This is a genomic window from Alteromonas aquimaris (genome assembly GCF_026183695.1).
Classification (GTDB): domain Bacteria; phylum Pseudomonadota; class Gammaproteobacteria; order Enterobacterales; family Alteromonadaceae; genus Alteromonas; species Alteromonas aquimaris.
The window spans coordinates 185,255-203,622 of the sequence record NZ_JAPFRD010000010.1 but is presented as its reverse complement, the minus strand read 5'-3'; the positions used below and the strand labels follow the sequence as shown (position 1 = coordinate 203,622).

Genomic DNA, 18,368 nt, shown 5'->3' with positions numbered 1-18,368 from the left:
AGTACCGCCTGTGGTTTTAGCGACACAAGCGACTGCATACGTATTCATCCTGTCTGGGTAACAAAAACTTAACAAATATGCGTATGGACATGCGCTTTATGCAACAGTTTTATAAATCTTCCGTAACCTTCAGAATTATCATTATTGTAGCAGTGTGTGGGGTAGCCAACCAATTGTCCAGCAGTATCTGTAGCCATGTTTGTAAGACCCAAATTGTTAAGACAAAGTTTGGAATTTAACAAGCGTGGTAGGCGTAGGAGGACGAAATCAATGAATACGTATTCAAAAGCCCCTAACCACTTTTGCGCGACAAGATGGGGCATGGAGTGGTGCTATCCGTCCGCTCGTTCATTCCATAATAAAAGTTAGTTGCGCCCGCCTATTGGCCAGGGAATTTAAAAGCGACTCATTGCGCTGGTCAATTCAAAAGCAATGCGCGCAGCAAAACGTGCTGTTTTGTTATCGCTATCCAAACTTGGATTTAATTCGGCGATATCACTTAGCCGCCACTCTACATCATGCTCGGTACATGCGTTACTGAGCCACTGTATGACTTTTATGGTTTCATTTGGACAAATGCCCAGCGCGGACGGAGCACTAACACCAGGACACAAAGATACCGGAAAGGCATCCATACACACGGTAACGTAAAGCTGATCAACCTCTCTAAGCATAGGCAATATCGCTTGCTGGGCATTGCTCAAGGTAAAATCAATATCAAACAGCATGCTGGTGTGTGTTTTTTCAGCATAATCGAATAGGGCTTGAGTATTTGCAGCTTTTGAAACGCCTAAGCAGGCATAGTGAAATTGCAGTCCATTGTGTTGACAGTATTCTGCCACTTGTCTGAAGGGGGTGCCCGATGAGGTGGCTGGAGCCGGTTTGCGCAAGTCGAGGTGGGCATCAAAATTAATTATTCCAATGCGTTTAGCAGAATGTTGGGCCAACCCCTGGAAACTGCCCCATGCAATATCATGTCCGCCCCCCAGGCCCAGCACACTTTGACCATTTTCTAGTGCTTCTACTACTTTAGCGGCAAAAGCCGACTGGGTTGTTGCAAGCTCATCTGAAATGGGCGCGTCACCCGCATCTAACAGTTCACTGTTTTGATGCCAGGGTAAGTTGGCAAGAAACTGCCTGATAGCGTTCGGTCCTCCCGATGCGCCTACTCGACCCTTGTTAGCCGCCACACCCAGATCATTCGGATAGCCTATTAGGGTAGTTGTCTCTTTTGAGACGCAGGAGCGTTCGAATTTTACAACCTGATGCCAGCGCTGTCCTGTTGCACCATCTTCTGCATCGACTCTACCTTGCCACAAAGTTTTAAAGGACACGTTTACCTCCTATCCATTTAGCTGTGGGGCGATAACCGTTAATTTCATATACCAGAGAATCAGGCGACCCGATATCCCACAAACAAACGTCCGCATCAAACCCTTCTTTAATTATCCCTTTTCGTGTCAACCCTAACGCTTTTGCTGCATGGGCTGTTATGCCTGTCAATGCTTCTGAAGTGGTGAGGCCAAATAAAACGCAAGCCATATTGGTGCACGTTAACAGCGATGCAATGGGCGAGGTGCCCGGGTTCATGTCGGTGGAAACCGCCATCGGAACTTTATATTTTCTGAGAGTCTCAATCGGTGGTAGCTGGGTTTCTTTCAAAAAGTAGAATGCCCCCGGCAACAACACAGCAACCGTGCCTGCTTCGGCTAACAGAGGGACATCGCCCTGGGCCAAATATTCAATGTGATCTACCGACAGTGCATGGTATTTTGCTGCAAGGGCCGCCCCCTTACTGTCGCTCAATTGTTCAACGTGGCCTTTTACGCGTAAATTTGATTGTTTCGCTGCCATAAAGACCCGTTCGGTTTGAGCCAGATTAAAACCTACACGTTCACAAAATACGTCCACTGCGTCTGCTAATTGATGTTCGGCGACATACGGGATCATCGTTTGACAAACAAAATCGATATATTCTTCTGCAGATAATTCGGAATCAGGGGGAAGAGCATGCGCCCCTAGGAATGTACGCTGAATATTGAGATTGGCGAGTTCGCCCACTTTCTGCGCCACGTTTAGCATACGGATTTCAGTTTCTTTATCTAGACCGTAGCCTGACTTTATCTCAACCGTGGTTACTCCTTCTTCGGCAAGACGTTTTGCTCTTCTAAGGGTTTGGGTGAGCAACGAATCCTCATCCAATGCTCGTGTGGCGCGCACAGTGTTTTTGATTCCCCCTCCTTGCTTACTGATGGTTTCATAGCTCACTCCAGTCAGACGCTGAGAAAATTCATTGGCGCGGTTGCCCCCGTAAACCAGGTGAGTATGACAATCGATAAACCCGGGTAAGCACCACTGGCCGTTAGCATCAACCGTGGTCTCAGCCTCAACGGTTAAGTTATTACCCATCGCGTAGATTTTTCCGTCTTTAAGCAACATTTCAGTTGCATCAACATGAACAAAGTCGCCGTGTTCATTTGCAGTAGCTATGCGTGCATTTTTGATGAACGTGGAAGACATAATAGAGGCTCTCAGGTAAAAGACTTTTATTTAGTTTACTTGTCTACACTTGTATATACAAGTTAACATGAGTAAGGTGTTATCACTGTCAACTGAAGTCTACTGCTCATGGTTCCTCGCTATTTATATATCAAGTCAGATTTGCTGCAACGCATAGAAGCCGGTGATCTAAAGGCTGGTGAGCAGGTGGCCTCTGAAAATCAACTTGCCAGTGACTATTCGGTTAGCCGCATGACCGCGCGAAGAGCGGTATCAGAGTTGGTCGAAGAGGGGATTCTCGCTAGAAGCCAGGGAATTGGGACCTTTGTGGCCGATGCCAGACCGATGAGTTCGATATTGACCATCAATAATATACAACACGAAATTGAGTCCAGAGGACATCAATATAGCAACCAACTACTATTACATAAAAAAATGGAAATTTCAGCTCAACAAAGCCAGTGGATTGGGCTTGAGAAGGGCAGCCAAGCATTTCGCGCACAGGTGGTACATTACGAAAATGGTAATGCGGTTCAATTGGAAGACAGATTTGTTAATCCGCAATGGGCTCCGGGATTTATCGACCAGAATTTGAATGAAATTACCGCACATGAATATTTATCCAAAGTAGCACCGTTGACCGAGGCTGATCATACAGTAGAAGCAATCTTGCCTACCCCGGCTCAAGCAGCATTGTTAAAAATTGATTATCACCAACCTTGCTTACAAATTAAACGACGTACATTTTCTGCCAGGGGAGTGGTGAGTTTTGCTTTACTCACTCATCCTGGTAATCGATATAGATTGGGCGGTCACCTTAACTTTACGACCGCCCCAAAGGAGACAAAATGAAACGACATGATCCTGGTCGCACCATTACTGCGCCTACTGGTACGCAACTTACTGCCAAAAGCTGGCTTACAGAAGCGCCGCTGCGCATGCTGATGAATAATCTCGACCCTGAAGTTGCAGAACACCCCGAGTCTCTCGTGGTCTATGGTGGTATTGGCCGTGCAGCCAGGGATTGGGAGTCTTTTGATACCATTGTTGATGTACTTAAACGCTTGGAGGAAGATGAAACGCTTTTAGTGCAATCTGGCAAGCCTGTCGGGGTTTTTCCAACCCATAAAAATGCCCCCCGAGTTTTGATCGCCAATTCAAATCTTGTCCCCCACTGGGCAAACTGGGAACACTTCAATGAGCTGGATAAAAAAGGTTTAATGATGTACGGCCAGATGACCGCTGGTTCCTGGATTTACATTGGCTCGCAGGGTATCGTTCAGGGAACCTATGAAACCTTTGTCAGTGTAGCGAAAACTCACTTTAATGGTGACGCAACAGGACGTTGGATCCTCACGGGTGGACTTGGCGGTATGGGCGGCGCACAACCACTGGCAGCTACCATGGCAGGCTTTTCAATGATCGCTGTTGAGGTAGATGAAAGCCGCATAGATTTTCGTATAAAAACGGGTTACGTGGATAAGAAAGCGAAATCGTTAGATGATGCGCTGGCGATAATTGAAGAAGCGAAATCTACAGGTGAAGCGATATCTGTCGGCTTATTAGGCAATGCGGCAGACGTCTTTCCTGAGCTGGTAAAGCGCAATGTCATCGCTGACGTGGTAACTGACCAGACCAGTGCCCATGATCCACTGAATGGGTATTTGCCTAAAGGATGGAGTCTGCAGCAAGCCGCTTCATTGCGCGAATCCGACCCTCATACGGTGGTCAAGCAAGCGAAGCAGTCGATGGCGTTGCAGGTTAACGCTATGTTGGCCATGCAGGAACGTGGTGCCGCTACCCTCGATTACGGTAATAACATCCGTCAGATGGCGCTGGAAGAAGGGGTCAGGAATGCGTTTGATTTTCCCGGTTTTGTCCCTGCCTATATCAGACCTCTATTCTGTCAAGGCATAGGGCCGTTCCGCTGGGTGGCACTCTCAGGGGACCCAGAAGACATTTACAAGACTGACGCCAAAGTTAAGCAACTAATTCCAGACAATCCTCATCTACATAATTGGCTGGATATGGCACGAGAACGAATTCAGTTTCAGGGACTACCCGCACGAATCTGCTGGGTGGGCTTGGGTGAACGCCAGAAGTTGGGGCTCGCATTTAATGAAATGGTGCGAAACGGTGAGCTTAAAGCCCCCGTGGTGATAGGGCGTGATCATTTGGATTCGGGTTCCGTCGCTTCGCCAAACAGGGAAACTGAGTCAATGATAGATGGCTCTGATGCAGTATCCGACTGGCCTTTATTGAACGCACTATTGAACACTGCTGGGGGAGCGACCTGGGTGAGTTTACACCATGGAGGGGGTGTCGGCATGGGATTTAGTCAACATTCAGGCGTGGTAATCGTGTGCGATGGCAGTGAAGATGCAGACGCCAGAATTGCGCGAGTTTTACATAATGACCCTGCTACAGGGGTAATGCGCCATGCCGATGCCGGTTACGACATTGCAAAAGACTGCGCCACTAATCATAACCTCGACCTACCTATGCTCAACAGGAAATAAACATGACAAAGCATTTTGTATTAAAGCCAGGTCAGTTAACCGTAGCGGACTGTTACCAATTTTTTCGTCAACACCAACCTATTTCTTTAGATGCTGAGGCTTATGCTGCCATAGATGAAGCTCAGCAAACTGTTTTAAATGTGCTAAAACAAGGTCGAACGGTTTATGGAATCAATACCGGCTTTGGTTTGCTCGCCAATACTCGCATCGCTGAAGAGGAATTAGAGCTACTTCAGAAAAGTATCGTGTTATCCCATGCAGCCGGTATCGGTGATCTTATGCAGGTTTCGACGGTACGGCTGTTAATGCTGCTAAAAATCAATTCACTCGCGCGAGGCTTTTCGGGGGTCAGAAGAGAGGTCATAGATGCGTTAATTACCTTATTTAACCATCAGGTATGGCCGGCGATCCCGCAAAAGGGGTCGGTAGGTGCATCAGGAGATTTAGCACCGTTAGCGCATATGAGTGCGGTGTTACTGGGCGAGGGTGAAGTACTGGTTGATGGGGAACGATTACCGGCTTGTGAAGGGTTGAAAAAAGCGAATTTAGCGCCCTTAGCCCTGGCACCCAAAGAAGGGTTAGCCTTGCTTAATGGTACTCAGGCTTCCACGGCTTTCGCTTTTGAAGGACTTTTTTATACTGAAAACGCCTTATTATGTGGTATCGCCATTGGTGGGCTCAGCGTCGATGCAGCGCAGGGCTCGCGAGTGCCATTTGATGATCGTATCCATCAGGTCAGAGGTCAGCAGGCGCAACGCGATGTGGCCGCAATGTTTCGTGATGTACTTCAGGAATCTGAAATTGGTAAGTCTCACGAAGGCTGCGCGAAAGTACAGGATCCTTATTCACTGCGTTGCCAACCTCAGGTGATGGGGGCGTGTTTGCAACAAATTCGCTATGCAGAACATACCCTTATTGCTGAAGCGAACGGGGTGTCTGATAATCCATTGGTGTTTTCTGAGCAACAAGATATTTTATCGGGTGGGAACTTTCACGCAGAAATTATCGCTATGGCGTCGGATATGCTGGCTATCGCACTGTCTGAGATTGGCGCGCTGTCTGAAAGACGCATGGCATTATTGATTGACTCCAATTTAAGCGGACTGCCGCCATTTTTAGTGGAGAACGGTGGCGTGAATTCAGGCTTCATGATTGCACAGGTAACCAGTGCGGCGTTAGCCAGTGAGAACAAAACCTACGCTCACCCGGCGTCAATTGATTCGTTACCTACCTCAGCCAACCAGGAAGACCATGTTTCGATGGCAACGTTTGCTGGGAGACGATTAAAAGATATTTTTGAAAATGTGGCGGGCATTTTAGCTATCGAGTGGCTTGCCGCTGGCCAGGGTATCGACTTTCGTTCGCCTGGAAAAACCAGTGAACCTCTACAGCAAATACACGCGTTATTAAGAAGTAAGGTAGCTTTCTACGACAAGGATAGGTATTTTGCTCCTGATATTGCGCAGGCACGGGATCTTATTGCTGAGCATGCGCTTGCAGATTTGGTAAAATCACATATACACACCGCCATTTACGCATAAACTTGGAACAGGGCGAATTTTTCTTCGCCCTGTTTATCTGGAAATCACCATGCATAACTCACACACCTTCAGTATTGGCCTTATTAACCCTAAATCGGCGGTAAATGTTGCCTCCGTCTTAAGGGCAGCAGGTTGTTATGGTGCAAGTAGCGTATTTTATACCGGACAGCGCTATCGATATGCCAAGGAGTTTCAGGCAGACACACAGGATTTTTACAAGAAGATTCCCACGGTCGGAGTGGACGACTTGGAGTCGATGCGTCCTCGTGGCGCTAAAGCAGTGGCGATAGAATTAGTTGAAGGTGCACAGTCATTAATTGATTATCACCATCCCATCAATGCCTTTTATATTTTAGGGCCAGAGGACGGATCGTTAAAGAAAAATACCCTAAGCTGGTGCGACGATATCGTTTATATTCCAACCCGACATTGTATGAATTTAGCCGCAACGGTCAATGTTGTGCTGTATGACAGACTAGTCAAAATGAATGAGCCCATTAATCCTTCTTTAATAAGAGAAAGCCGGGACACAAACAATAATCAAAAAGTCTGATCAAACCTTCCTTGACGAGTTTCGTAAGATCCTAGATAAAAGATTTTTTAAATATTCGATGATCCCGCCGTTGCTGGCTATATATTCGGATGGGGATTTGATCTAAAAGCATTAAAAAGAAGTAATGCTAGACTGGTTTATTAATCGAACTAATTGTAATGAGATTGGTCGATCCAGAGTCAGGACTGTTTACATCGATCTCAAGATCGTGCAGTGTAAGGTCCCAATGTAGTAGTGGATCCGAAATGATCTGTAGTGGACGAGTGGGGGCGTATGAAGGAATTAAATATATAACTATTATTATAGGGGAAATCGTGTGAAAAGACGTTTGCTGAACGCGCTTCGAAAGGTCAAGCACGTACCCGGTCTAAATCGAGTTGTAAAGCCGGTTATTAAATATAAAGTTAATAAAACGATAGACGCTGTTGCTTCACATTTTTTTGAACACTTTAGCTTAGTCATTGCCAGTGAAGAAGAAGATGTAAAAACCTGCTTCAGGACCCGACATGAAGTTTATTGCGAAGAGTTGGGTTTTGAGGAAGCACGAAAGTCAAAAATGGAATTTGACGAATTTGATGAGTACTCATTAAGTTGTTATATCAAGCACCGAGCATCCGGAGAGTGCGCTGGTACAATTCGACTAGTCATGCCCCAACACGCAGGACAATTGCTCCCATTAGAAAGTAGTTGTCCAGGTGCCATCAGGCTGGCAGAACATAGCCCTGGAAAACTACCCCGTCATTCTATCTGCGAAGTCTCTCGTTTGGCGATCCCTAAGCGGTTTAGACGCCGTGCAGCCGACCAACAGTTGTCACCCGTGGGGGGCACACCCAATCATAAGAATGGTAAGATGGATAAGGAATTAAGTCGTAACTTCCCCTACTTATCGTTAGCACTGTATTTCTTCGCCGCTACCATTTGCATCTTACGTGACATAGAAAACGTTTACATGATGATGGAGCCTCGATTAGCACGAAGTTTAAAGTTTATAGGAGTGCGCTTCGCCCAATTGGGGCATGAAGTGGATTATCATGGTAAACGTGCAGCGTTTCTTATTTCTCCCGACGACTTTGTTAGCCAACTTTCTCCAGCGCTACTTAAGTTCCAACGCAGCATTCTAAAAGAAATTGAGGATGTGCCAAATTTTGGTGCCATTTATAATCCGTTTTCAGCCGTTACATCGCCCAAACGATCATCTAAACAAAGCCGGGCTGCATAACTTAACTCATTGGGTTTAGGGCTTTTTCAAGCCTTATGAAATCGTATGTATTTTGTTTAACATTCCATTAACGGGTATGCTTTGTTTCAACATCAGCGATATATCTAATGGCTTATAATGTTGAAACACAAACTAAATCGATTAGCTTCAATTTCTATTCCTCTTCTCCTTTTTAGTTTTGGATGCTCGATGGAATCCCCCAAAACAAGGGCTACTGTAGTAGAAAATAATGAAACCGTTGAGGAGGACAGATTGGCACAGCGGCCTGTCGTCTATCAGGTATTTACACGTTTATTTGGCAATAAGAATACAAACAATGTGACCTGGGGTACAAAAGAGGAAAATGGCGTAGGTAAATTTTCCGATTTTAGCCCAACTGCCTTATCCGAAATTCGTGCGCTTGGTGTGTCGCATATCTGGTATACAGGTGTGCCTCATCATGCAATGGCCGCCGACTATACCGAGTTTGGAATTTCGTTAGATGATCCTGATGTAATAAAGGGTAGAGCAGGGTCACCTTATGCAGTAAAAGATTATTACAATGTTAATCCCGATCTCGCCGATGATCCATCACGCCGTCTCGAAGAATTTGAAGCACTCATTCAGCGTACTCATGCCCATGGAATGAAGGTCATTATTGACATCGTGCCAAATCATGTGGCCCGACACTATCATTCGCTATCAAAACCCGAAGGCGTCGATGATTTTGGAGCAAATGACGACACAAATACAGTTTATTCCCGCCACAATAATTTTTATTACGTCCCCGGACAGCCGTTCAAAGTGCCTGTGTTTTCTGAAGACACCATACCGCTGGGAGGGGCTGAGCATCCGTTAGTAGACAATAATTTTGACGAAAACCCAGCCAAGTGGACGGGTAATGGGGCGAGAGCCGCGCAACCCGATGTCAATGACTGGTACGAAACGGTTAAAGTCAACTATGGTGTAAAACCTGACGGAACTTATGATTTCCCGGTGTTGCCGACCGGGTATGAAGATGAACCGACATCCGCTCATTATAATTTTTGGCGTGATAAGGCATTACCTGATTCCTGGTATAAATTCGAAGACATTGTGCATTACTGGCTAGACAAAGGCGTGGACGGGTTCCGCTTTGATATGGCAGAGATGGTGCCAGTAGAATTTTGGTCTTTTCTCAATTCCTCTATCAAACATAAAAATCCCGATGCGTTTCTATTGGCAGAGGTATATCAGCCAGATAAATACCGCGACTATCTGCATGCCGGTAAAATGGATTATCTGTATGACAAGGTAGGCTTTTACGATACGTTAAAAGCCGTCATGCAAGGCACCGGTAAGGTATCCACAGTCATTCAGGCGCACAAACGTGTTGCTGATATCAGTAACCATATGTTGCACTTTCTCGAAAACCATGATGAACAACGAATTGCCTCACCTGAATTTGCGGGGGCAGCCGAAATTGGCAAGCCCGCGCTCGTGGTATCATCGTTGATCAGCGCATCTCCGTTCATGCTTTATTTTGGCCAGGAAGTTGGCGAGGATGGCAGCGAATACGCTGGGTTCGGCAAGCCAACACGTACATCTATCTTTGATTACATTGGTGTACCTGCTCACCAACGCTGGATGAACGAAGGAGAATTTGATGGCGGGCAGCTTACTGACGAGGAAAAATCATTACGCGCGTTTTACAAGAAAGTACTCAATATTGCGGCGTTCCATCCGTCAATGCAGGGGGACTTTATTAGTTTGCATGATTCGTCGCTGACAGCAAAGAGTGACTATTCAGAACAACATTTCGCTTTCGCTCGAGATAGTAGTGCCAGTAAACTCATCGTGGTCAGTCAATTCGCAGACAAGTCAAATGCAAACGTACAGGTTGTGTTACCTGAATCGGTGGCTCAGCGATGGGGATTGCAGGAAAGCGCTCAGTTATCTGATTTGCTTACGGGCGAAACCACTACACTGACCTTTGACGAAGGTCAAGCCACCATCACTACCGAAATGAAGCCTTGGGAGTCAAAAGTGTATGTTATTGAATAAATCATTTTTGATCATTGTGTTGAGTATTCTCCTCTTTGCATGTCAATTTTCAACTCCCCAAAAGGCGCCAGTGAAAGCAGCGCCAACATCAGCGGCTGACTCTAATCCCTCTACACGTAGTCAGAATGTGATAATTGAAACCAGCAGTTTTTATTTTCCCAAGGGTAAAGGTCGGAAGGTTTGGATATATCTGCCGCCTGGATACGAAAGCTCCACTAAGCGTTTTCCAGTACTTTATATGCACGATGGCCAAAATGTTTTTGATAGCGCTACCAGTTACGTGGGCGAATGGGAAGTAGATGAGACACTTAATACCCTTGCTGGAGAAGGCTGGCAGGTTCCTATCGTAGTGGCAATAAACCACGGCAACGAAGAAAGAGTGAATGAGTTAAGCCCATGGGCGCACGAAAAATATCCTGAGGTGGTGGGTAAAGCCTACGCCGAGTTCATCATCAACCAGGTGAAACCGAAGATTGATGCCAAATATCGCACCTTACCGGGGGCGTCTGATACCAGCATAATGGGCAGTTCGCTTGGCGGATTGATATCTCACTATATGTTGGTCGCTTATCCGGATACCTTCGGGAAAGCAGCCATGTTTTCGCCCTCATTCTGGTTTTCACAACAGGCGTTTACATTTGCAGAAAGCAACCCTGTGCCGTCCACCCATCGTCTTCTGTTTATTGCAGGAAGTGAAGAAGGTGAACAAATGATAAATGACATGAATTCTATGGTGAATTTGCATTTGGCCCAACAGCATCCACAAAGCAATCTCTACTCCACCGCCATAGCAGGTGGTCAACACAATGAAACATTCTGGAAACAGCAATTTGCATTTGCAGTAAAATGGCTTGGGATCGTAAGGCAAAATAATGATTAAAAGATGTATAGCAGTTACGCTCATATGGTTGATTACGTGCCCATTGTTGGCAGCTGATTTTCAATCATTCACACATAAAAAAGACTCTGTCGAAATTGTATTAAGCAACCAGACCCAGGTTGAGATTCAATTAATCAACCCACAAACCATTGCGGTTAATTATCGAGTCGACGATCAACTTGTACCGCCGGCGCTTGATCTAATGAAAGCTGCCGGTTCACTTCAGTTTAGGGTGGAAGATAAAGCCGATACCATCAAATTTCATAGTGGTGATCTACAAGTCGTCGCACATAAATCACCCTTCTCGCTGGCCTTTAAGTACAAAGGGATCTTGAAAACTCAAGAAGAGATTGGGGTGTTTTCACAGCGGACAGTGCGTGGTTTTCGATTTGCCTTACAGCCTGGCGAAAAGCTGATGGGCGGTGGTCAGCGTGTGTTAGGAATGGATCGCCGTGGCCATCGTATGCCGTTATATAACCGAGCTCATTATGGCTACGGTACCGAGTCAAACCAGATGTACTATAGCTTACCGGCTGTGTTGTCCAGTCATAACTATGCCATCGCCTTTGATAACACGGCACGGGGGTTTTTAGATATAGGTAAATCTGAGCACGATATCTTACAGTTTGAAGCAGTAGCGGGCAGATTGCGTTACCTCGTGAGCATGGGAGAATCATTGGCTGAGGCTTCCCAGCAGTTAGTGGCAGCTCTTGGTCACCAGCCTTTGCCACCGAGATGGGCGCTAGGAAATTTTGCTTCGCGGTTTGGCTACCATACTGAACAGGAAACCCGAGATATTGTTAACGCTTATGCGGTTCACGATATCCCCCTGGACGCGGTGGTACTCGACTTGTATTGGTTTGGTAAAGATATTAAAGGCCATATGGGTAATTTAGACTGGGACAGGGATGCCTTTCCTGATCCTGAACGCATGATTACCGATTTCGCTGAGCAAAATGTAAAAACGGTGGTGATCACCGAGCCGTTTATTCTTGACTCCTCTTCCACCTATGAGGATGCGATTAGCTCCCATGCGCTGGCGACTAACGTGGCCGGCGAACCTAAGATGTTCGATTTCTATTTTGGTCATACAGGGCTTGTCGATGTATTCAATGCTACGGGACAGAATTGGTTCTGGCAGTTTTATGACAAGCTAATGAAGCAAGGCGTTGCAGGCTGGTGGGGCGATCTGGGTGAGCCCGAAGTCCATCCAGCAGATACGCTCCATACTTGGAACAATCAACTATTCACCGCAGACGAAGTACATAATATCTATGGTCATCAATGGGCCAAAATGGTGTATGAGCGGACGTTAGCAGCGCAGCCTGAAAAGCGCCCATTTGTATTGATGCGAGCGGGTTATTTAGGCAGTCAGCGCTACGGTATGATGCCCTGGACAGGTGATGTGAGTCGCAGTTGGGAAGGATTCAAACCCCAGGTGGAACTGGCGTTGCAAATGGGAATGTTTGGGTTAGGTTATATTCATAGTGATTTAGGAGGTTTCGCTGGTGGCGAGAGCTTCGATGAAGAGCTTTATTTACGTTGGCTGCAATTTGGAGTGTTTTCACCTGTATTTCGGCCTCATGCGCAGGAACATATCCCGCCCGAACCTGTCATGCATGGACCTAAAGTAATTGATGCAGCGAAGAAACTCATCGATTTACGTTATCAATTGATGCCTTATAACTATACTCTCAGTTTTGAAAACGCAATGTTTGGCAAACCATTGATGCGCCCTCTGACTTATCATTTCGACCAACATAAGTGGTTTGATAACAAAGAGAGCTACCAGTGGGGCGAGGCATTCTTGATTTCGCCTGTTACCGAAGCAGATCAGTCCGAATGGAAAGTGGAACTTCCTGCAGGGGAATGGTACGACTTTTGGTCGAGTACGTTATATAAGGGTAAGCAGTTTATTGCCTACCCCTTATCTACACACACTTTTCCGGTTTTCGTGAAAGCAGGGTCGATTGTGCCCATGGTCGGCTCGGCGAAAACCAGTGAAGACATTAGGTGGTCCACTATGCAATTGCACTATTGGAACCATAATAAAGCGTCAAACTTCATTTATTATGAAGACAATGGAAATGATCCACTTTCAATCGAAAAGAATCGTTATCAAACAATACGGTTTATGGCGCAACCCACTGCGAAAAGCGTTGAATTGATGTTTGATGTCAAAGGAACTTACCAAGGTGCACCAAAAAATCGAGACATTGAATGGATTGTGCACGGGCTCCCAAATAAACCAACCCACATTGAACTTAGTGAAGGTAGGTCAGTCAGGCGGGAACATTTCTCCGAGCAAGGCATAGCATGGAACGAAAATACCAACCAACTCACTTTGCTTTCTAGCATAGTTGCGGGTAATAAAGGTAAAGTGGTTATCCATTACTAACAATTAGGTTGAATATGGTTATCAGTTGGTGGTCGTTATTGTGGTGTATAGTTCCTGTCGCAATAGTGGCCGCTATTTATGCATGCTGGTGCGCAGAGGATTTACTTGAGGTACTGTACGCGTGTCTACGTATGGTGATCCAGCTGGCACTCGTTGGTTTTGCGTTAATCTGGTTGTTCGACCATCCTGATGCCTATATCAGTGTGGCTGTCATTCTTGGCATGCTTGGGATCGCCGCATGGATAGCGATACGACCCTTAAGAAAACTCGCTGAATTTTCACCGCACAGCTGGCTGGGTGCGGTCATCGCGCTAGTCATAGGAGTAGGTATTTGTCTGCTTATCACTATGCTGGGGGTATTAGCGATCTCGCCTTGGTTCAAACCCAGTTTCATTATCCCGTTAGCCGGCATGTATCTCGCCAACAGCATGAATGTGATTAGCTTAAGTGCTGAACGTTACTTTGCTGAAAGGAGAGGGGGCTGTTATAAAAGTCAGGCAAAAAAGCGAGCGTTCAAAGCGAGCATGATCCCGCAGGTCAATGGTTTGTTTGCTGTGGGGCTAGTATCCCTTCCGGGAATGATGACAGGACAAATTATATCAGGGGTGGAACCGATGATCGCCGTACGCTATCAGATTATGATCATGGCAATGTTATTAGGTTCAACAGGGATGGCTGCCGCACTTATGCTAAATTGGCTCAGTTCTAAAGACCGCATTCTCCGAAATACATAAGAAAACTAAATCTGAATACGTATGCAGGTAGTTGGTGTACGACATAGCTAAACGGTACTATGCGCTAAATCTTAACGGTTTGTTAACAACAGAGATGCGGTGATGAGGCAACGAAGAATAGCGTATAAATTAACATTAATGTTTTTGGTTAATCTGAGTGTTGTTTTTCAAGCGATCAGCCAGACGCTCTCCGTTAGCTCTCCTGATTCCGCGGTGGTGTTTACACTGCAGACCACTCAAGATGATTTGCTTTATTCGGTTAAGTTCAACAATGCCCCGCTTATACAAGCTTCTCGTTTAGGGTTAAGGTTTGCAGACTCCCCCGATTTTGCTGGCCGACTCAGTGTATCTGAGGTGGAGCGAAATACGGTGGAGAATACGTGGGAACAGCCTTGGGGTGAAGCGCGTTTTATTCGCGAACACTTCAATGAATTATTGGTAAAATTTGACAATGCTGGCATCAACCTCCGTGTTCGCGTATTTAACGATGGCATTGGTTTTCGTTATGAGGGAGCAGGCAAAGGCATAGCACCCATTTCGATTATGGATGATCTGACAGAATTTAATTTTGCCCAATGGCAACAAGCCAAAGCGTGGTGGATACCGGCGCAAAGCTGGAATCGTTACGAATATCAATACAGTCAAACAGGGTTTGATAAAATTAAACGGGTACACACACCCGTTACACTTAAACTGAATGAAAACGCATACGTAGCGATCCATGAGGCAGCTCTGATAGATTTTGCTGCCATGTATCTGGAACAGCGTAGACCAGGAGTTTTAAAATCAATGTTGGTGCCGCGGGCAGACGGTACAAAGGTCAAAGCCAAGCCTGATTTTGTATCTTCATGGCGCACCATTCAAGTAGCTAAAAAGCCTACCGGTTTAGTTAATTCAAGGTTAATTTTAAATTTGAATGAACCCAATAAGCTCGGAGATGTAAGTTGGGTTCAGCCAGGTAAATATGTTGGAATATGGTGGGGGATGCATCTGGGAAAATATACCTGGGGCACGGATGGCGAGCATGGCGCCACTACAGCGCGAACTAAACAATATATGGACTTTGCTGCAGAACACGGATTCGATGGGGTGTTGGTCGAAGGCTGGAACAAAGGATGGGATGGGGAATGGTTTAACAATGGCGACGTGTTTAGTTTCACCCAAAGCTACCCTGATTTTGACCTCAAAGAAGTCACTGAATACGGTGCACGAAAGGGAGTAAGGCTGATTGGGCACCACGAGACATCGGGCAGTATTTCAAATTATGAAAAGCAAATGGAGGAGGCTTACGCTTTGTATGCCAAACATGGCGTTAGGCAAGTCAAAACAGGTTATGTAGCCGATGGCGGGCAAACGAAATGGGAGCAGGATGGCAAAACTGTCTTTCAATGGCATGACAGTCAACCTATGGTTAACCACTATTTACGCAGTATCCAGCTTGCAGCGAAATATAAAATCAGCATAAATACCCATGAACCTATAAAAGACACCGGGTTACGCAGAACCTATCCTAACTGGCTTACCCGTGAAGGGGCCAGAGGACAAGAGTTTAATGCATGGGGTTCGCCGCCTAATTCTCCAGAGCATACCGCTATCCTTCCATTTACCCGTCTACTGGCTGGGCCGATGGATTTTACCCCGGGCATTGTGAATTTGGCATTTAATGGTTTGGACGCAGAAAATCGCGTTCGTACTACGCTAGCCAAGCAGCTTTCCTTGTATGTGGTGTTATATAGCCCCGTACATATGGCGGCAGATTTACCAGAACATTATGAAAAACAAATGCAGGCGCTGGAATTTATCAAAGCCGTACCTACCGACTGGGAAAAGAGTATTGCGCTTGCAGGAGGTGTTGGCGAATATATTGTGATGGCTCGTCAACAAAGGGGAACTGACCTCTGGTTTGTCGGCGCGCTCACCAACGAAAGCGAACGAACGGTGACACTGGATTTTTCGTTTCTACCAAACAACAAAGCTTTTCAGGCCACCATCTACCAAGATACAAAAGAGGCCAACTGGCGTAGCAATCCCTATGCATTAGAAGTGATTAAGCGGCGGGTGGACAGCCAGACTAAATTAATTCAATTCCTGGCAAGTAGTGGCGGCGTGGCAATTAAGTTGGAGCCCCTTCAATGATTAAGCGTAATTTACTCTTGTTAACCAGTCTGTGTTTTTTTTCATTACCAGCAAGTGCGATTGAAGTATCGCCCCCAAATTGGTGGGCGAACATGAAACACACATCTCTACAACTGATGATTACCGAGAAAGGTATTGCTGACGCTGAGGTAAAAATTGATTATCCAGGTATAAAGGTGCAATCGGTTAATGCGCTGGATAGTGCAAATTATTTATTTATTGATTTGCTGGTCACCGATGCCCCACCTGGTACTTTTCCCATCCGTTTTTTTAAAGATGGTGACCTGATAGAAGAAATTAATTATGAGTTAAAAAGGCGAATTCCAGACGCTGCAAATCGCGAAGGGTTTGCAGCAACTGACAGTATTTACTTGATCACCCCTGATCGTTTCGCAAATGGTGACTATGAAAATGATACCGTCGAAGGGTACGCTGACAAATCAAATCGCGACTATAAAGGTGGCCGTCATGGGGGGGATATTCAGGGCATAATCAATCATCTTGATTACATCGCTGAACTCGGCTTTACGCAAATCTGGACAATGCCTTTGCTTGAAAATGCGATGCCGCAATATTCATATCACGGTTACTCAACGACAGATTTTTACACTATCGATCCCCGCTTTGGAACTAACGCGCTTTATCGGGAACTTTCAGATAAAGCGGCAGAAAAAGGAATCGGTATCATCATTGATGTCGTTCTCAATCATATCGGGAGTGAACACCCGTGGATGGAGGATAAACCCAGCGCAGATTGGATAAATAACGAAACGTTTACTCCGACATCACATCGTCGGGAGGTGCTGCATGACCCACATGCGGCTCATGAGGATAAAGCTGCATTTAGTGATGGCTGGTTTGTCCCCACGATGCCTGATCTAAATCAAAGAAATCCCTATCTTGCCCAATACTTAATTCAAAACTCCATATGGTGGGTAGAGCATGCCAACTTAAGCGGAATACGCGTAGATACCTACTCCTATTCCGATAAAGCGTTTCTCAGTGATTGGACTGCGCGAGTAATGACAGAATACCCCCAGCTAAATATTGTGGCTGAAGAATGGTCTGTAAATCCACTCATCACCGCTTATTGGCAGGAAGGGAGCCAACGGCACGATAAATATACAAGCGCGTTACCCAGTGTTATGGACTTTCCTTTACAATCCAAGTTAGTGAGCGCGTTATCCAGTGACGAAACCTGGGCATCCGGATTACGAGAACTCTATGAGGTTCTGGCCAGCGATTTTGTTTACGGGGATCCGGGCAACCTGGTTGTGTTTGCGGATAATCATGATATGAGCAGGATTTATACCCAGCTGAATGAAGATAAGTCGCTGTGGGATATGGCGGTCACCTTCATTCTCACTACACGTGGTATTCCCCAACTATTTTATGGTACAGAGATACTTATGAGCAATCCCGGCACTGATGATCACGGGCTAATTCGTAGCGATTTTCCTGGGGGGTGGCAAGGCGATAAGGTCAATGCATTTACGCGCAAGGGGCTTGGCACGGATCAAATCTGGGCGCAGGACCGAATTAAACAGTTATTAATGCTGCGCCAAGCTCATCCGGAATTGCTCGCAGGGGAATTGACCCACTACGGTCCGCAAGACGGTGTGTATGTGTATTTTCGCCATGCTGAGCAAAGTCCGAATAAAGCGCTTATGGTAGTAATAAATAAGAATAAAGAAAAAGAAGAGGTCGTTTTAGAAAGATTCAAATCAATGCTAAAAGATTTTAAGCAGGCACGGAGTGTGGAAAGCGATCAGACCACAACGTTAGACAACCCTATAACTGTACCGGCTCAAAGTGCCACCGTATGGTTATTACAGTAAATCTGTTTTTTAAAATAACAAAAATTACG

Annotated in this window: 13 protein-coding genes; 11 read left to right on the top strand and 2 right to left on the bottom strand. The window is 45.9% G+C overall.

Annotation, left to right across the window (positions count from 1 at the left end):
- Positions 1-395: 395 nt before the first annotated feature.
- Entirely contained in the window at positions 396-1,334 is a 939-nt protein-coding gene (gene hutG / locus OPS25_RS08580; protein ID WP_265617278.1) for a formimidoylglutamase, read from the bottom strand.
- Complete coding sequence (gene hutI, locus OPS25_RS08575) at positions 1,324-2,520, bottom strand: imidazolonepropionase (RefSeq protein WP_265617276.1); 1,197 nt, start codon at positions 2,518-2,520, stop codon at positions 1,324-1,326. The genes hutG and hutI overlap by 11 nt, the downstream gene beginning before the upstream one ends.
- Positions 2,521-2,628: 108 nt before the next feature.
- Between hutI and hutC the strand changes: the two genes are divergently transcribed.
- The 11 genes from hutC to OPS25_RS08520 all read left to right on the top strand — a co-directional run bounded on the left by hutC (position 2,629) and on the right by OPS25_RS08520 (position 18,339).
- Positions 2,629-3,351, top strand: coding sequence for a histidine utilization repressor (gene hutC, locus OPS25_RS08570; protein ID WP_265617275.1), 723 nt, complete (start codon positions 2,629-2,631; stop codon positions 3,349-3,351).
- Positions 3,348-5,018: a urocanate hydratase gene (hutU, locus tag OPS25_RS08565; RefSeq protein ID WP_265617274.1), complete on the top strand. Its 1,671-nt coding sequence runs from the start codon at positions 3,348-3,350 to the stop codon at positions 5,016-5,018. Before hutC ends, hutU begins: the two co-directional genes overlap by 4 nt.
- Positions 5,019-5,020: 2 nt before the next feature.
- Entirely contained in the window at positions 5,021-6,559 is a 1,539-nt protein-coding gene (gene hutH / locus OPS25_RS08560; protein ID WP_265617273.1) for a histidine ammonia-lyase, read from the top strand.
- A gap of 49 nt (positions 6,560-6,608) precedes the next feature.
- Entirely contained in the window at positions 6,609-7,112 is a 504-nt protein-coding gene (locus OPS25_RS08555; protein ID WP_265617272.1) for an RNA methyltransferase, read from the top strand.
- Positions 7,113-7,428: 316 nt separating this feature from the next.
- Entirely contained in the window at positions 7,429-8,331 is a 903-nt protein-coding gene (locus OPS25_RS08550) for a PEP-CTERM/exosortase system-associated acyltransferase (protein WP_265617271.1), read from the top strand.
- A 189-nt stretch (positions 8,332-8,520) separates the two neighbouring features.
- Positions 8,521-10,353, top strand: a complete 1,833-nt coding sequence (locus tag OPS25_RS08545; protein ID WP_265617270.1) for an alpha-amylase family protein — start codon at positions 8,521-8,523, stop codon at positions 10,351-10,353.
- On the top strand, positions 10,340-11,233 hold the full coding sequence (locus OPS25_RS08540) for an alpha/beta hydrolase (protein ID WP_265617269.1): 894 nt from the start codon (positions 10,340-10,342) through the stop codon (positions 11,231-11,233). The genes OPS25_RS08545 and OPS25_RS08540 overlap by 14 nt, the downstream gene beginning before the upstream one ends.
- Positions 11,226-13,631, top strand: a complete 2,406-nt coding sequence (locus tag OPS25_RS08535) for a TIM-barrel domain-containing protein (protein ID WP_265617268.1) — start codon at positions 11,226-11,228, stop codon at positions 13,629-13,631. Before OPS25_RS08540 ends, OPS25_RS08535 begins: the two co-directional genes overlap by 8 nt.
- Before the next feature lie 14 nt (positions 13,632-13,645).
- Positions 13,646-14,365 (top strand): ABC transporter permease, encoded by a 720-nt coding sequence (locus OPS25_RS08530; RefSeq protein ID WP_265617267.1) that lies wholly within the window; start codon positions 13,646-13,648, stop codon positions 14,363-14,365.
- Between the two features lie 102 nt (positions 14,366-14,467).
- The gene (locus tag OPS25_RS08525; protein ID WP_265617266.1) at positions 14,468-16,501 is read left to right on the top strand and encodes a glycoside hydrolase family 97 protein; all 2,034 of its coding nucleotides are present in this window, start codon (positions 14,468-14,470) and stop codon (positions 16,499-16,501) included.
- Positions 16,498-18,339: a glycoside hydrolase family 13 protein gene (locus OPS25_RS08520; protein ID WP_265617265.1), complete on the top strand. Its 1,842-nt coding sequence runs from the start codon at positions 16,498-16,500 to the stop codon at positions 18,337-18,339. The genes OPS25_RS08525 and OPS25_RS08520 overlap by 4 nt, the downstream gene beginning before the upstream one ends.
- Positions 18,340-18,368 lie beyond the last annotated feature (29 nt).

Bases quoted from the DNA above. Each gene is read 5' to 3' on its own strand.
- OPS25_RS08535 (WP_265617268.1), top strand. From the start codon at position 11,226: ATGATTAAAAGATGTATAGCAGTTACGCTCATATGGTTGATTACGTGC.
- hutI (WP_265617276.1), bottom strand. From the start codon at position 2,520: ATGTCTTCCACGTTCATCAAAAATGCACGCATAGCTACTGCAAATGAA.
- hutU (WP_265617274.1), top strand. From the start codon at position 3,348: ATGAAACGACATGATCCTGGTCGCACCATTACTGCGCCTACTGGTACG.
- OPS25_RS08555 (WP_265617272.1), top strand. From the start codon at position 6,609: ATGCATAACTCACACACCTTCAGTATTGGCCTTATTAACCCTAAATCG.
- OPS25_RS08530 (WP_265617267.1), top strand. From the start codon at position 13,646: ATGGTTATCAGTTGGTGGTCGTTATTGTGGTGTATAGTTCCTGTCGCA.
- OPS25_RS08520 (WP_265617265.1), top strand. From the start codon at position 16,498: ATGATTAAGCGTAATTTACTCTTGTTAACCAGTCTGTGTTTTTTTTCA.
- OPS25_RS08525 (WP_265617266.1), top strand. From the start codon at position 14,468: ATGAGGCAACGAAGAATAGCGTATAAATTAACATTAATGTTTTTGGTT.
- OPS25_RS08540 (WP_265617269.1), top strand. From the start codon at position 10,340: ATGTTATTGAATAAATCATTTTTGATCATTGTGTTGAGTATTCTCCTC.
- hutH (WP_265617273.1), top strand. From the start codon at position 5,021: ATGACAAAGCATTTTGTATTAAAGCCAGGTCAGTTAACCGTAGCGGAC.
- hutC (WP_265617275.1), top strand. From the start codon at position 2,629: ATGGTTCCTCGCTATTTATATATCAAGTCAGATTTGCTGCAACGCATA.
- OPS25_RS08545 (WP_265617270.1), top strand. From the start codon at position 8,521: ATGGAATCCCCCAAAACAAGGGCTACTGTAGTAGAAAATAATGAAACC.